Source organism: Fictibacillus sp. 23RED33 (genome assembly GCF_015903925.1).
In the GTDB taxonomy this organism is placed as follows: domain Bacteria; phylum Bacillota; class Bacilli; order Bacillales; family Fictibacillaceae; genus Fictibacillus; species Fictibacillus phosphorivorans.
The window spans coordinates 99076-112698 of sequence record NZ_JACZDX010000004.1 but is presented as its reverse complement, the minus strand read 5'-3'; the positions used below and the strand labels follow the sequence as shown (position 1 = coordinate 112698).

Below are 13623 nucleotides of genomic sequence, written 5' to 3'. Positions count from 1 at the left end.
TGATTTGATATGCTTCGCTTCCTTATTTCATTGGAATCACGCCTTCCTTTATTTGAAGTAGTGTTTCTTTGTTAACTACATATTAACCCATTCTAAATTTTATTTAAATATTCAGAATAATCAATATTATGTGATTTAGGGTGTATTTATTCCACTTTTTTAAGCCATACTCCTTCATTCGTAAAATTTCTTTTTATTTCATCATATTTCAACAATTTAAATAATAAATGTGTTTTTTAGGCTTTCACCTATTCCAGCTTCCCAACATAACATGCATGTAGAAACACAACTACAAAAAAGAGGAGTGTTTTGAACCTTGACTGGAAAAATTCTGAATTATTATGCTGGTGGCAATACAGCTAGAGGTTTTCACAACTTATTTACATCAAATCTTAAAGGTCTTGATCGCCTCTTTATTTTAAAGGGCGGACCTGGCACTGGTAAGTCTACACTCATGAAAGCGGTCGGGGAAAAGTGGAACAAGGAAGGCTACGATATCGAATACATCCATTGCGCTTCAGACAACGGATCCATTGATGGCGTGATTATCCGAGAACTAGGAATAGGAATAGTGGATGGTACTTCTCCACATGTTATTGAACCAAAAGCACCTGGGGCAATCGAGGAATACGTAAATTTAGGTGAAGCGTGGGATTCTAAAAAGCTGGCCAACAAAAAGGCGGAAATTTTAAAGATTACTGATTCCATTTCTGCTGATTATCAAAAAGCATATGCGACTTTCCATGAAGCGCTCCTTATCCATGATGAATGGGAAGAAATTTATATTATGAACATGAATTATGAAAAAGCAAACGACCTTACGGATGAACTGATGCATCAATTTTTTTCTAAGAAAGTAAATAAACCCGCTAATGTTTATCACCGTTTTCTAGGTGCAGCTACCCCAAAAGGTGCTGTCGATTTTGTGCCTAACTTAACTGAAGGTCTGGAAAAGAGATATTTTATTAAGGGAAGACCTGGGTCTGGAAAATCAACTTTATTAAAAAAGCTGGCCGCAAATGCAGAAGCTTCAGGTTATGATGTTGAGATTTATCATTGTGGGTTCGATCCCAACAGCTTGGATATGGTGATCGTGAGAGAGCTCGGCTTCGCGATTTTTGACAGTACAGCACCTCATGAGTATTTCCCTGAACGTAAAGGTGACTCCATCATAGACATGTATGAAAAGACGATCAAAAAGGGTACGGATGAAAAATTCTTTGATAATTTAAAAGAGATCAGTGGGCGTTATTCAAAAAAGATGAAAGAAGCGATCGGATATCTAGCAGACGCAAAAAGTAAGCACGATGATTTAGAAAAGATTTATATTGCAGCGATGAATTTTTCAAGAATCGACAAAATTCATAAGAAGATTGATCTAGAAATCGAAAAACTAACCGCTGCACAACAACAAAAATAATATTTGATGCAGCCACTATTTTGAGGATGGTGGCTGTTTTGTTATGATGAACATAAGACACTTTTACATATGGAGGACAGGTTGAGTGATGCAAACAGAACATACAAAAGCTGTTGAAGATTTATATTTTAACTTCTTACATGCGTGGAACGAGCGGAATTCACGTGCTATGGCTGATTATTTTACTGAAGACGGTGAGATGGTTGGATATGATGGGAGTCAGGCATTCGGTCCTGAAGAGATTCATGCTCATCTCGAGCCCATTTTTAGCAGCTTCCCAACTCCACCTTATTACGCAAAAGTGAAGAACGTATCTTTCTTAAGCGATGAGGCTGTCATGGTTCGCGCTATTGCTGGCATGATACCAGTAGGGAAAACGGAACTATCTCAAGAGTTAAACACACATCATACGGTAATTGCCGTTAGAGTTGAGGGTAAATGGTTCATTAAACTTTTTCAAAACACACCTGCTCAATTTCACGGACGTCCTGAGCTTTTAGATCAGATGACAGAAGAGCTTCGTGATTTGCTTCCTAAATAAAAACAAGGAAACCCGCTTAAGTTTCAGCGGGTTTCTTCATGTCTATTTTCTTAATATTTCCTTGAGCCCTTTATAAATTAATACAGCTCCAAAAACAAGAACCGTTAAAATCGCGATAATTTTAACAGCTGGACCGAATGCAGCTAAAAACGTGCCGCCTAGTGGAAGTGCAAGTAGAAAATAACCAGCTAACAAAGCCCCAATCAGTGTTAATACATTTGTATTAGACATATTGCGCCTCCTTATAACAGTTTTTCTTCTCGTTATAAGGTATGCGCTGATGTGGAGAGTGGTTAATTCCTTATCATGCAGATTTTATTAGGTAATCTGTCCAATCTAGGAGTTAATCTGTCCAATGTTCACTTTAATCTGTCCGATTCCCAAGATAATCTGTCCAATGTCCCTAATAATCTATCCAATCTAAGAATTAATTTGTCCATTCTTAAATTTTCAGTAGTTTCGTATAATCCTTCTTCGGTACGATGCCTTCTTCTCCAGCCCGGTTCAATAGAGTCGTAATGGCCTCGAAGCCCTTCTCTCCAAGATCAGCGGTAAAATCATTCACATACAGATCGATGTGGGATTTCGCTACATCCTCAGAGAGTTCGCTCGCATGCTGCATCACATAATCTTTAGATGCCTTAGGATTTCGCCATGCGTACTCTACTGATTCACGTATCCAAGCTGTAATAGACTCTAAATCTAGTGAACGGCGCGCGATGATCGCTCCGAGGGGAATGGGCAGTCCCGTATCTTCTTCCCACCAGCTTCCCATATCCGCCAACAGATTTAACCTGTAATTTTGATACGTAAAGCGAGCTTCATGGATTACAAGACCTGCATCAATCTTGCCGTCTTTTACAGCAGGCATGATTTCATTAAACGGCATAACGATGATCTCGCCCACTCCGCCTGGTACATTTTGAGCCGCCCATAAACGGAACAGCATGTAAGCGGTAGAGCGTTCACTTGGAACAGCCACCTTTGCTCCTGATAGCATGTCAGGCGTAACATCACCTGGCTCCTTCACAAGAACTAACGGACCACATCCACGACCAAGTGCACCTCCGCATGGAAGCAGAGCATATTTATCCAAAACATAAGGAAGCGCTGCGTATGAGATCTTTAATATATCAAGTTCATCTGACTCAGCAGCTAATCCGTTTGTGATATCTATATCTGCATATGTAACATCAAGTTCTGGAGCACCAGGAACAAGCCCATGAACCAATGCATGAAAAACAAACGTATCATTGGGACAAGGTGAAAACGCAATACTCATTTTACTCATAACAAAACCTCCGCGATAACTTTACTAGCTCTCTCTAGTGTATCGAACGCTTCCTTCATACGCCAAGCAGAACGATCTCGCGGACCAATCGGATTTGATATGGAACGTATCTCAAGTACCGGCTTTCCAAATTCTTGTGCCGCAAGCGCTACACCATAGCCTTCCATCGCTTCTGCTACAGCATCAGGCTCACGATCCTGAAGATTCTTCGTTGTTTCAGAAGTTCCTGTCACAGTAGATAGCGTTAGAACGTGACCGAGTTGAACAGGTACTCCTGCGAGTTTTAATGACGTTAAACAGTGCATGACCAGTTCGCTGTCTGCTTTTATGCGCGTTGAAGCACCAAAACCAAGCTCATCTAATGTGATGAACGCTTCAGGAGATTCTGCCCCAAGATCTCCTGAAATCATCTCATCTGCAATCACAACTGTCCCAACATCTGCTTTATCACGAAAGCCTCCAGCAATCCCCATGTTAATGACAAGGTCATAGTCTTTTGTTAATAAAGCTTTTGTTGTTTGGATACCAGCTGATATCGGACCAACTCCAGCTAATACCACATCAACGGAAGACGTTTGGCCAATTCCTTTTAAGATTGCCTCTTTTTCAGCAGCTACAGAAGTCATAATTAAAATACGGCGTTCGTTATTCATCGACATGAAGATCCCCTTTCGCCGGTTAGCTTAATTTTTCAATGAACACTACTTTTAAATAGTTACCCTCTTTGAACTCTTTGTGTGTTTTAAAATCTTGTGGAAGCTTAAACTCTTCTAAAATGTTATACGTGCCGCCTGTTTGTTTAAAAGCTGATGATATCATCTCTTTAAACTTTTTCATCCCAAACGTTGAGCAGTTAGAAGAGGCTACGATTACACCGTTTCTTTCTGTAATCTGGATCGCTTGTGCTAATAAATCAGGATAATCTTTCCCAGCACTGAACGTGTGTTTCTTAGAACGTGCAAAGCTCGGAGGATCTAAGATTACTAGGTCGAACGACAGCTCTTTTCGAACAGCATATTTAAAGTAGTTGAATACATCTTCTACAATGATGTCGTGGTCCTCATAGTTCAGACCGTTCACACTGAACTGTTCTTGTGTCTTGCTTCGACTTCTATTCGCTAAATCAACGCTTGTCGTTTTCAGAGCACCGCCAAGAGCAGCCGCAACTGAAAACGCACCTGTATAAGAGAACGTATTCAGAACGGTTTTCCCTTTCGCATATTGATCACGAATGGTTCTGCGCACATCACGCTGATCTAAGAACACACCGACCATTGCACCATCATTTAGATAAACGGCAAAGTGGATGCCGTTCTCTCTTACGATTAGTGGACTTGGTGCTTGTTCACCTTCAACAAAATCGTTATCATCAATATATTTTCCTTTTACAGCAAAACGCTTCTTTTCATAGATCCCTTTTACTTTAACAAGTTCTTTAAGTGAGGCGATCACTTCCTCTTTAAAAGAGTAGATGCCTTCACTATACCAAGTTAGAACGTAGTAGCCGTTATAGTGGTCGATCGTCAGCCCACCAATTCCGTCTCCCTCACCGTTAAAAACGCGGAATGCTGTTGTTTCATAATTGTTAAAAAGATCTTGGCGATGGTTGATCGCTTTTTTTATTTTCTTTTCAAAGAATTCTTGATCGATGAGTTCTTGTGAATTTTGCGTGAGTACCCATCCACGGCCTTTGTTCTGTTTACCGTAGTATCCCTTACCGAGGAACACATTCTTTTCATCAAACAGTTCTATGATCGTTCCTTCTTCTTTTACGTTGCTTATATTTTGAACAGCATCTTCCGTGATCAATGGAAAACCTGTTTTTAAACCTTTAACATAAGATGGTTTTACTTTTAATCGGACATTCTTCTTCATCTTGTCACCCGTTTCTTATTTTCGTTTTGCAGCAAGTACACTTTAATCATAAAGTAACTTACTTCTTCAGGAAGTAATTCTTTGATCGGCTTTAACTTTTCTCCGCCAGCTTGTTGAATGGCATGTTCGATTTCTGAGACATATTCATCTGGAATGAGATCCTCCATATGAACGTCCATTCCATCTTGTATGCATTGAACGAGATGACTCTCGACCGTACTCACGGCTAGATTGCGCTGTTCAGCAATCTCATTGACTGACATCTTCTCTTTATAGAGAGTGTATGTTTCAAGATGAGAATCAGGCGTTGTCTTTTTGGCAGGCTCTTTTGCAACGGTGCTCTGATCCGTACTTTCTCTTCGCTCTGGATGCTCAACCAAATAAGTAGAAATAGCAGAGATAAACTGCTCTCCGTACTTCTCAAGCTTATTTTGACCAACACCCGTCACACTCAAAAATTCAGTTCTTGACTCAGGCAGCTTCACACACATATCTTTTAACGCGGTATCTGCGAAAATAACGAACGGTGGAACGTTCTCTTGTTCAGCTATTGTCTTACGCACGATTCGAAGCTCTTCAAATAACGGATCATCTGCAGCCACTTGTTTCGTTACGACCGCTTCTTTACGCATGATCTGTTCTTTTCCGAGCAGGATGTCTTTTCCTTTTTCCTTTATATAAAGAGTTGGGAACGTCCCATGCTCAACAGCGATGATCTCTTGTGAGATAAAAAACTCGATGAGATCTGTAATTTCTTTCGTGCTTTTATTTTTCAGCATGCCGTATGTTGGCAGCTTATTAAATCTCATCTCTAAAACCTTTTTATTCTTAGACCCGGTCAGTACTTGCGCAATCAACGTCTTACCGAACCGCTTCTGTCCCATCCGCACGATACAGGACAATACGATCTGCGCTTCTCTTGTTACATCGATGCTATCGCGATTATCCGTACAGTTGCCGCACCGGCCGCATGGTGGTATTTCTTCATCACTAAAATAACGGACGATTGATTGCTGCAAACAACTTTCTGTGTAGCAATAGTCCACCATGAGCTGAAGCTTCTCCAGCTCTTGCGCCATTCGATCCTGCTCACTAGACTGGTCGATCAGAAAACGCTGTACCTGAACGTCTTGCGAAGAATATAGCAGTATACATTCACTTGGAAGTCCATCACGACCAGCACGACCGGCTTCTTGATAATAACTCTCCATGTTTTTAGGAAGCTGAAAATGGATAACATATCTGATATTCGATTTATCGATACCCATCCCAAACGCAGAAGTAGCCACCATAACCGATGATTCATCTTGAAGAAATTGTTCTTGTTGTTCCATACGCTCGTTGTCATTCATTCCTGCATGATAACGAGAAACGTTGATACCATTTTTTTGGAGTGTTTCATAAAGCTGATCAACCGTTTTACGTGTTGCTGCGTATATGATTCCCGCTTCTTTCTCGTTCTTTTTGAGAAAATCTTTTAAGTAAGAAAGACGATCTTGTCCCTTAATCACAGAAAAAGATAAGTTTTCACGTTCAAATCCTGTTAATACTGTCTTGTTCTCATCAATATCGAGCGACCAACAGATGTCCTGGCGAACACGCGGTGTAGCTGTTGCCGTTAACGCGAGCACTACCGGACGATTCGGCAGATTTCCGATCATTCTTTGAATACGTTGGTAGCTCGGTCTGAAGTCGTGTCCCCATTGCGAGATACAGTGGGCTTCGTCTACCGCGATTAAAGGTATATCGATCTGTCTCAAATGATCCATAAAGTCATAGGATTCTAAGCGTTCTGGTGCAATATATAAAAGTTTATACTCACCGCTTTTCGCCTTTTCAATTCGTTCTCTCGCCTCTGCTGCTGTAAGTGAAGAATTGATGAAGGCCGCGGAAATACCCAACTGCAATAATGTATCAACCTGATCTTTCATTAATGAAATTAAAGGAGAAATAACAATTGTTGTTCCTTCAAAAACAAGGGCAGGTATTTGATAGCAGATCGATTTTCCGCCACCAGTAGGCATAACACAGAGTGTATCGTCACCCGCTAAAACCGATTGTATCGCTTGCTCTTGTCCGTTCCGGAATGAAGAATAACCGTAATGCAAATTCAGCATTTGCTTTGCTTTTTCTATCAAAACTTAAATTAGCCTCCCTCAGGTAGAGTCATCTCTTGATTATAAAGGTACTGACTCAACATAGCAAAGACACATCTTACCGTTTTCTTCCGATAAAAATAGACAGACTACTTAATAAAGTGTGATACATTAGGAATTGGAGAAATGGAAAAGGAGTTTTTACATATGACAATTCAAGAAAACAACAATTTGCCACCAAAAACATGTTCAATTGAAAGACTCGTAACGATGCCAGCTGATGTTGCTAAAGTTCTAGAAGGCAAGAAAACGGCAACTCGCCGAAACGGACGCTATGCTGACATTGGGGAAATCATGGAATTAGAAGGGCATTCGTTCGTAGTGAACAACGTATACCGACAATCTCTTGGTGAACTAACTGACCAACACGCCCAAGACGAAGGCTTTGCAACGGTTGAAGAGTATAAGAACGCTATTCTTTCATACCACCCTGGTATGCCGTGGCTTCCTCATATGCAAGTATGGGTTCACGAATTCAGTCCTGCTAAAGGCTAGATCTGAACTCCATGGATGTTTTGTATCCTATTTTCTTGTATATCCATATTTTAAGCGTGATTATTTCAGTTGGACCGTTTTTTATCCTGTTCCCACTGATCAAAAAACTGAGAACCGCTAGAGAAGATGAGATGCAGGCTCACCTCGGCACATTTCGGTTTGTCGTTTGGCTCGCCAAACACGCGGGTCACGTCTTAGTATTGTCAGGTTTATTGCTCGTGTTCACAGGACCTTGGACGTGGGACACACCATGGATCCTCATGACTTTAATCATCTTGTTCTGCTCACTGTTCTTTTTAGCGCGCGCCTTTTCACCGACGCTTCGAAAGTTTGATGATGAAACGCATGATAAAACGGCGCTAGCTCAGAAACTCCAGCGTGCCGTTTGGATATACCTCGGATTATTGATGATTATGCTTTGGTTTATGGTCGGAAAACCATATTTGTGGTTTGGATAGGTTGGCGGAAGCTGCTCCCTTTTGTTGTGAGGGTGCAGCTTTTTCGTTGCGTCCATATGGAGTGGACAAATTTAACTTGGTAGACAAAAAATGTGGATTGGAGCCTAAAACTCGTGGATTAAACAGCTAAACTTTTGGATTAAGCATGCAAATTTCTGGATTCAGAAGCTATTTTTGTGGATTCATTATCTTGGTGTCCAGCTGGCATAGAAATGGCCGCCTATGTAAGAAGAAATTCGCCTCTCTATATAGAATAAACTGTGAGACAGCACGGTCTTAGCATGCCGGATGGTTCTGAAAGAATAGAAGGTAAACATCAGCGAAAAGATTGGTAACAAAAAATAAAACCTCCTTTGGTTGGAGGCCTTACGGTTACAATGAATCTCGTGTTGTTATAGTCAGTTCCCAACCTCTGTTAATGGCTCCTACGTCTTGAGTAAATTGATCATATACATACAGTTGCCATGCGCCATTTGGATTCGTACCATTAAAAACGCTAAGCGTCGTTCCATATGGAAGACCTGGCGCACCTGGTAATGCTGTAACTGGAGGAAAAGTGCTTGGTTTATAAATGCCTGGTGGAGGAATTGTATTTTCTGTCATTGAATTTACTGCTGTATCACTGAACGTATACGTAACATTTACAACTCCAGGATTAGTGCCTCCAACAGTAGACATTAAGATGACATTCTGTCCTTGAGGACCGACAAGTAGTACCTGCAGATCTGATAGATATGAATGTGTAAGGTTACGAAGAGTTACCGTTACATTTGTAATTGTCCCAAATAAACCTGATACATTAATAATCGATGGATACGGTGTTGCTGCTCCGCTATCAGGAATTGTAATGACGGTAGGATTAGCAAAGCGATTTGTGTTTACTGCAGTCCTTCCACAGATAATGGCTGTAATACATCCGCAGTCTAAAGCTAGCAATTGATTACCACTCGTGATTCCTACGACACAATTCCCTCTAATCCCTTGAAAAATAAAAGGAACTTGCCTACCACCCACTACTAACACAACGACTTGTCCGTAATTCAAACATTTTAACGTGTGACAAACACATGAATGAATCATTGTTTCCCACCTCCCTCTTATACGGTTACTTCTACTATATGCTAGTCTCCGATTTTCGCTTAGGTAACACAGTATTTAATTTCACAGCTAATGAAAACACTTTCATTATCTAATAATATTAAATATTTTAAAAATTTATATAATTACCCTTGTCCCTATCTTTTTAAGCTGTTATGATTGTGAACATTATCTTTCTAAAAACACCACAGAAGGGACACATGCAGCATGAAGAAATTATTATTGATTGTATTGATTTCCGCTCCATTTATCGCACAACTGGTCGTTCTACCGTTCGTAAACAGGATCGATCCTATCATTTTCGGACTACCGTTTCTTCAGTTTTGGTTGTTTTTGTGGATTGTGCTAACTCCTTTTTGCACATTAGGAATCTATCAACTTCAGAAATCAGAAGGGAGCCTGGACTAAATGCAGCAAGGTAATCTTACAGCACTATCTATCACGATTTTTATTATCTTAACAGTCGTTCTGATCGGCTTTCTTGCCGGAAGGGACAAAGCTACCCGAAGCTCAGTTGAAGAATGGTCTGTTGGTGGAAGACGCTTTGGCGGCTTACTCGTTTGGTTTCTAGTCGGTGCAGATCTTTACACAGCTTATACGTTCCTAGGATTAACAAGTACCGCTTACACAGCAGGAAGTCTCGCCTTCTTCGCGATTCCCTACTCGGTTCTAGCCTATTTTATCTCTTATTTTTTCCTTCCGAAGTTATGGAAAGTGGCGAATGAGCATAAGTTAACCACTCTAGCAGACTATGCTCGCGAACGTTTTGACTCTAAGTTATTATCTTCACTCATCGCCATCGTCGGCGTACTTATGCTGATTCCGTATATCTGTTTGCAGCTGAGTGGTATTCAAGATACGCTTCAGGTTGCTGGGACAGGCTTTATCAATGTAAAAGTGGTCGTGATCACCTCTTTCTTGCTTGTTGCACTTTATACATTTTTCAGTGGGATCAAAGGACCGACTTATACAGCGATTATTAAGGATGTTTTAGTGTGGGCAATCATGTTATTCATGGTCGTGTCTCTTCCAATCATGCACTTTGGTGGCTGGAATCCTATGGTTGATAAAATCGTAACGGAAGCTCCTCACCTCTTAACGATTCCAGACTCTGGGCCAAAAGGTGTTACATGGTTCATTACAGCAGCTTTTGTATCATCACTCGCTCTTTTTATGTGGGCACATGCGGCAACAGGCGTTTTCACAGCAAAAAGTGCAGATGCCATTCGAAAAAATGCACTGTTTCTGCCGCTTTATAATATCGTTTTAATTCTTGTTGTTTTCCTTGGATTCATCGCTTTTCTTGTTTTACCAGATGGGACGGATCCTAGGTTTGCTCTTCTTGCATTGATTCAAACGTCTTATGGTGGAATCGGTCAGGGTTTAGCGTACTCAACAATCGCACTGGCTTCACTCATTCCTTGTTCCATCATGGCGATCGGTGCATCGAACCTATTTGCAAACAACATCTATCGTGACCTCATCAATCCGAAAGTAAAAGGACCGAAACTAACGATGATCACTCGTGGCATGGTTTTCGTTGTTATCGGACTTGCGTTATTGTTCGGTCTTGTGTTTCCACAAGCGCTCGTTTCCCTACAGTTGCTTGGTGTATCAGGAATGGTGCAGATTTTCCCTGCAATCGTTATCAGCTTGTTCTGGAGAAATCAATCTAGAGAAGCTACCATTATTGGCCTGATTGTCGGACTCGTGGTTACCTTCACAGTCTACTCAACAGGTACAAGCCTTGGAATCTATGAAGGTTTCTGGGGATTGATGGCTAACTTTATAACGGTAGTTGGGTTGAACCCTTTCTTTGTTAAAAAAGCGAAGCATTCCTCAAACGCTGTAAAGAAATACTTGTTTGATCAGTCATCAAAGGAAGAACAACTTGTACGAAAAGGAGCATAACAAAAAAGCGTGAGTCCAAATCGTTTGGACTCACGCTTTTTTAGCTCATAGAGAACTTGATGCTTCACTGACGAAAGAAGCCAGTTGTTCGGAATCAATCGTGTCACCTTTCCGCAGCTTAATAGTTTTACGTTCTGGAGGGCCACTGAAGAGACCTTCTGGAAGTTTTAATGAATTTGCATTAAAAATCGTAAAACTTACGGCATCTTTGGATGTCGAGATCACTGCAGCGTATTTTCCGTTTTTTAAGAAGTGAGGCTTTTTATACTGAATCCGCTCATGAACTTCAGGTATCGCTTGGTGAACAACTCCGCGTAGATTCGTAGATAACTCTACCTGCCAGGATTCTTTTAATTCGTCAATAAATTGGGTCACATCGTTATTCATCGTTTACTGTCTCCTTTATTTTTGTCCTATCGGCCTTTTGCAACATAAATATATGTTCTTCTAAGTCCTTTTTCAGACTTTCTTTACTTGGACTCGAAAGTGGTGGCTTTCGACGTAATGAATGATGTCCCTTGCTTTCTACTTTACCTCTCTGATATCGCATCCATCGTTTCCTCCTTTGGATTGTGATCAGCTTTCCTACCTTTACTACGAAACTGAACATCTATAATCGACTAGGTTTGAAAAAAACTTCGTTCAAGACTCACATTCTTTTACTCTGGTCATCAGAAGGCTTTTCTCTTTTTCATTCTTAGTCATAGATGCAGCGCGTTTAAATTCTATACGAGCGTCATCAAATCTTTTCAATTTAAAAAGAAGATCTCCACGCACGCTATAAAGAAGGTGATACTCCTGTAAAGAAGATTCCCCACTTAATTCATCTACAAGTTGAAGTCCTATAGAAGGACCAAATGCCATTGAGATGGCAACAGCGTGGTTTAATTCAACGATAGGTGAAGGAGATACCCTGTATAACGCCTCATAAAGCGCAGCTATTTTTACCCAGTTCGTTTCTTCAACCGAATGAGCCTCTGCATGACAAGCAGAGATTTTCGCTTGAATCGCATATTGTCCGAGTGGTACACCTATCCTTTCACTTCGCTCGAGTGCAGCTAATCCACGACGAATCAGTAAACGATCCCATTGTGCTCGATTTTGATCCATGAGTAAGATTGGTTCCCCTTTTGCATTTACCCTAGTCTTCAACCGTGAAGATTGTATTTCCATTAATGCTACTAGACCATGTACTTCTGATTCACTTTGGGCGAGCTCAGCAAGAATGCGCCCTAATCTCAATGCCTCCTGACACAATAAAGGACGAACCCAATGATCGCCTGATGTTGCCGCATACCCTTCGTTATACATCAGATAAATAACTTCAAGCACCGTTGATAGACGTTCTTTTCGATCTTCGTTTGCTGGAACTTCAAAAGGAATTTTTTCAGATTTAAGTGTCCTTTTGGCACGTACAATTCGTTGCGCTACAGTAGATTCTGACAGAAGAAAAGAACGGGCGATCTCATCAGTAGTTAAACCACATAATAAACGCAATGTTAGTGCAACCCGAGCTTCTTGTGATAACACCGGATGACAGGTCATAAAGATTAAACGAAGAAGTTCATCTCCAATTTCTTCGTTTATCACATGATCAACATCTTCTTCCGTGTAAAGATCAGTTCCTCTGGCCAGCTCGGAATATTTTTGTTCACGTTTTTTTGTACGCCTTATTAAGTCAATCGCACGCCGTTTGGCCACAGTCATCAGCCATGCCCCCGGATTATCTGGGATACCGATATTTGGCCATTTTTCTAATGCGACGATTAATGCATCATGAGCAATATCTTCAGCGATACCTACATCTCGCAGCATGTGCGTTAAGCTTGCGACCAACTTCGCAGATTCTATTCTCCATATCTCTTCGATCGCTCGATTTACATCGACCATTGTCACGCTTTTTGCTGCTCCTCAGCCTTTTTTCGAATTTCTCTTTCTTTCATTAAATGAATAGGGTTTTCCATTATTTCCTCCGCTTCAAAAACCTGTCGCAGTTCAATCTCACCATGCCCATATCCATGTGGATCCGGCATACGCAGAGCCCACTGAATTGCTTCTTCTCTTGACTTCACTTCAATGAGCGTATAGCCTGCAATTAGTTCTTTTACTTCTGTAAACGGGCCGTCAATTACTTTAGGACGACCGCCCCGTTCCGGGTAAGAAATTCGTATACCACTTGAACTAGGTTGTAAGCCGTCTGCAGCAAGAAGCACACCTGCCTTTACTAATTCCTCGTTATATTTTTGCATGGCATCTATTAATTCCTGGCTCGGCATAACCCCCGCCTCTGAATCTGCTGTCGCTTTAACGATCATCATAAATCTCATGTGTAGTTGCCTCCTCATTTTTAACTCTTCATTTTAATGATCTGCACGATA

16 protein-coding genes are annotated in these 13623 nt (G+C 41.0%); 6 read left to right on the top strand and 10 right to left on the bottom strand.

Features of this window, described 5'->3' with window-relative positions; all coding sequences use genetic code 11:
* Nucleotides 1-316: 316 nt before the first annotated feature.
* Together IHV09_RS15090 and IHV09_RS15085 are read left to right on the top strand one after the other, a co-directional pair.
* Nucleotides 317-1420, top strand: a complete 1104-nt coding sequence (locus IHV09_RS15090; protein ID WP_197132436.1) for a PRK06851 family protein — start codon at nt 317-319, stop codon at nt 1418-1420.
* Nucleotides 1421-1508: 88 nt separating this feature from the next.
* Nucleotides 1509-1961, top strand: a complete 453-nt coding sequence (locus tag IHV09_RS15085) for an SgcJ/EcaC family oxidoreductase (protein ID WP_197132711.1) — start codon at nt 1509-1511, stop codon at nt 1959-1961.
* Between the two features lie 42 nt (nt 1962-2003).
* Here IHV09_RS15085 and IHV09_RS15080 read toward each other — a convergent pair whose 3' ends face one another.
* The 5 genes from IHV09_RS15080 to recQ all read right to left on the bottom strand — a co-directional run bounded on the left by IHV09_RS15080 (nt 2004) and on the right by recQ (nt 7265).
* Nucleotides 2004-2192, bottom strand: a complete 189-nt coding sequence (locus tag IHV09_RS15080) for a hypothetical protein (protein WP_066390930.1) — start codon at nt 2190-2192, stop codon at nt 2004-2006.
* 211 nt (nt 2193-2403) lie between these two features.
* Nucleotides 2404-3243 carry a 1,4-dihydroxy-6-naphthoate synthase gene (locus tag IHV09_RS15075; protein ID WP_197264943.1) on the bottom strand — a complete coding sequence of 280 codons (840 nt, stop codon included), beginning with the start codon at nt 3241-3243 and terminating at the stop codon, nt 2404-2406.
* A 5-nt stretch (nt 3244-3248) separates the two neighbouring features.
* A complete protein-coding gene (locus IHV09_RS15070; RefSeq protein WP_197264868.1) occupies nt 3249-3911 on the bottom strand; it encodes a futalosine hydrolase in 663 nt (220 codons plus the stop codon).
* A gap of 19 nt (nt 3912-3930) precedes the next feature.
* Nucleotides 3931-5127 carry a class I SAM-dependent rRNA methyltransferase gene (locus IHV09_RS15065; protein ID WP_197191896.1) on the bottom strand — a complete coding sequence of 399 codons (1197 nt, stop codon included), beginning with the start codon at nt 5125-5127 and terminating at the stop codon, nt 3931-3933.
* Entirely contained in the window at nt 5124-7265 is a 2142-nt protein-coding gene (recQ, locus tag IHV09_RS15060) for a DNA helicase RecQ (RefSeq protein WP_197264867.1), read from the bottom strand. The genes IHV09_RS15065 and recQ overlap by 4 nt, the downstream gene beginning before the upstream one ends.
* 165 nt (nt 7266-7430) lie before the next feature.
* On the opposite strand from recQ, the gene IHV09_RS15055 reads away from it, so the two are divergent.
* Together IHV09_RS15055 and IHV09_RS15050 are read left to right on the top strand one after the other, a co-directional pair.
* Nucleotides 7431-7778, top strand: coding sequence for an ASCH domain-containing protein (locus IHV09_RS15055; RefSeq protein ID WP_197191898.1), 348 nt, complete (start codon nt 7431-7433; stop codon nt 7776-7778).
* A gap of 11 nt (nt 7779-7789) precedes the next feature.
* A complete protein-coding gene (locus tag IHV09_RS15050; RefSeq protein ID WP_197264866.1) occupies nt 7790-8236 on the top strand; it encodes a DUF2269 family protein in 447 nt (148 codons plus the stop codon).
* Nucleotides 8237-8608: 372 nt separating this feature from the next.
* Here the strand turns inward: IHV09_RS15050 and IHV09_RS15045 are convergent, their stop codons facing one another.
* Nucleotides 8609-9316: a proprotein convertase P-domain-containing protein gene (locus IHV09_RS15045; protein WP_197264865.1), complete on the bottom strand. Its 708-nt coding sequence runs from the start codon at nt 9314-9316 to the stop codon at nt 8609-8611.
* A 225-nt stretch (nt 9317-9541) separates the two neighbouring features.
* Between IHV09_RS15045 and IHV09_RS15040 the strand changes: the two genes are divergently transcribed.
* Nucleotides 9542-9742 carry a DUF3311 domain-containing protein gene (locus tag IHV09_RS15040; RefSeq protein ID WP_137791444.1) on the top strand — a complete coding sequence of 67 codons (201 nt, stop codon included), beginning with the start codon at nt 9542-9544 and terminating at the stop codon, nt 9740-9742.
* Entirely contained in the window at nt 9743-11245 is a 1503-nt protein-coding gene (locus IHV09_RS15035) for a sodium:solute symporter family protein (protein ID WP_197132414.1), read from the top strand.
* Between the two features lie 45 nt (nt 11246-11290).
* On the opposite strand, the gene IHV09_RS15030 is transcribed toward IHV09_RS15035, so the two are convergent.
* The 4 genes from IHV09_RS15030 to IHV09_RS15015 all read right to left on the bottom strand — a co-directional run bounded on the left by IHV09_RS15030 (nt 11291) and on the right by IHV09_RS15015 (nt 13572).
* A complete protein-coding gene (locus IHV09_RS15030) occupies nt 11291-11632 on the bottom strand; it encodes a DUF1801 domain-containing protein (protein ID WP_197264864.1) in 342 nt (113 codons plus the stop codon).
* On the bottom strand, nt 11625-11795 hold the full coding sequence (locus IHV09_RS15025; protein ID WP_197132409.1) for a hypothetical protein: 171 nt from the start codon (nt 11793-11795) through the stop codon (nt 11625-11627). Before IHV09_RS15025 ends, IHV09_RS15030 begins: the two co-directional genes overlap by 8 nt.
* A 92-nt stretch (nt 11796-11887) precedes the next feature.
* Nucleotides 11888-13135, bottom strand: a complete 1248-nt coding sequence (locus tag IHV09_RS15020) for an RNA polymerase sigma factor (RefSeq protein ID WP_231618347.1) — start codon at nt 13133-13135, stop codon at nt 11888-11890.
* 2 nt (nt 13136-13137) lie between these two features.
* Nucleotides 13138-13572, bottom strand: a complete 435-nt coding sequence (locus tag IHV09_RS15015; protein WP_197264862.1) for a YciI family protein — start codon at nt 13570-13572, stop codon at nt 13138-13140.
* Between the last annotated feature and the right edge of the window lie 51 nt (nt 13573-13623).

Excerpts from the sequence above, each read along its gene's own strand:
- IHV09_RS15085 (WP_197132711.1), top strand. The coding sequence starts at position 1,509 with ATGCAAACAGAACATACAAAAGCTGTTGAAGATTTATATTTTAACTTC.
- IHV09_RS15080 (WP_066390930.1), bottom strand. The coding sequence starts at position 2,192 with ATGTCTAATACAAATGTATTAACACTGATTGGGGCTTTGTTAGCTGGT.
- IHV09_RS15075 (WP_197264943.1), bottom strand. The coding sequence starts at position 3,243 with ATGAGTATTGCGTTTTCACCTTGTCCCAATGATACGTTTGTTTTTCAT.
- IHV09_RS15070 (WP_197264868.1), bottom strand. The coding sequence starts at position 3,911 with ATGTCGATGAATAACGAACGCCGTATTTTAATTATGACTTCTGTAGCT.
- IHV09_RS15065 (WP_197191896.1), bottom strand. The coding sequence starts at position 5,127 with ATGAAGAAGAATGTCCGATTAAAAGTAAAACCATCTTATGTTAAAGGT.
- IHV09_RS15055 (WP_197191898.1), top strand. The coding sequence starts at position 7,431 with ATGACAATTCAAGAAAACAACAATTTGCCACCAAAAACATGTTCAATT.
- IHV09_RS15050 (WP_197264866.1), top strand. The coding sequence starts at position 7,790 with ATGGATGTTTTGTATCCTATTTTCTTGTATATCCATATTTTAAGCGTG.
- IHV09_RS15045 (WP_197264865.1), bottom strand. The coding sequence starts at position 9,316 with ATGATTCATTCATGTGTTTGTCACACGTTAAAATGTTTGAATTACGGA.
- IHV09_RS15040 (WP_137791444.1), top strand. The coding sequence starts at position 9,542 with ATGAAGAAATTATTATTGATTGTATTGATTTCCGCTCCATTTATCGCA.
- IHV09_RS15035 (WP_197132414.1), top strand. The coding sequence starts at position 9,743 with ATGCAGCAAGGTAATCTTACAGCACTATCTATCACGATTTTTATTATC.
- IHV09_RS15030 (WP_197264864.1), bottom strand. The coding sequence starts at position 11,632 with ATGAATAACGATGTGACCCAATTTATTGACGAATTAAAAGAATCCTGG.
- IHV09_RS15025 (WP_197132409.1), bottom strand. The coding sequence starts at position 11,795 with ATGCGATATCAGAGAGGTAAAGTAGAAAGCAAGGGACATCATTCATTA.
- IHV09_RS15020 (WP_231618347.1), bottom strand. The coding sequence starts at position 13,135 with ATGGTCGATGTAAATCGAGCGATCGAAGAGATATGGAGAATAGAATCT.
- IHV09_RS15015 (WP_197264862.1), bottom strand. The coding sequence starts at position 13,572 with ATGAGATTTATGATGATCGTTAAAGCGACAGCAGATTCAGAGGCGGGG.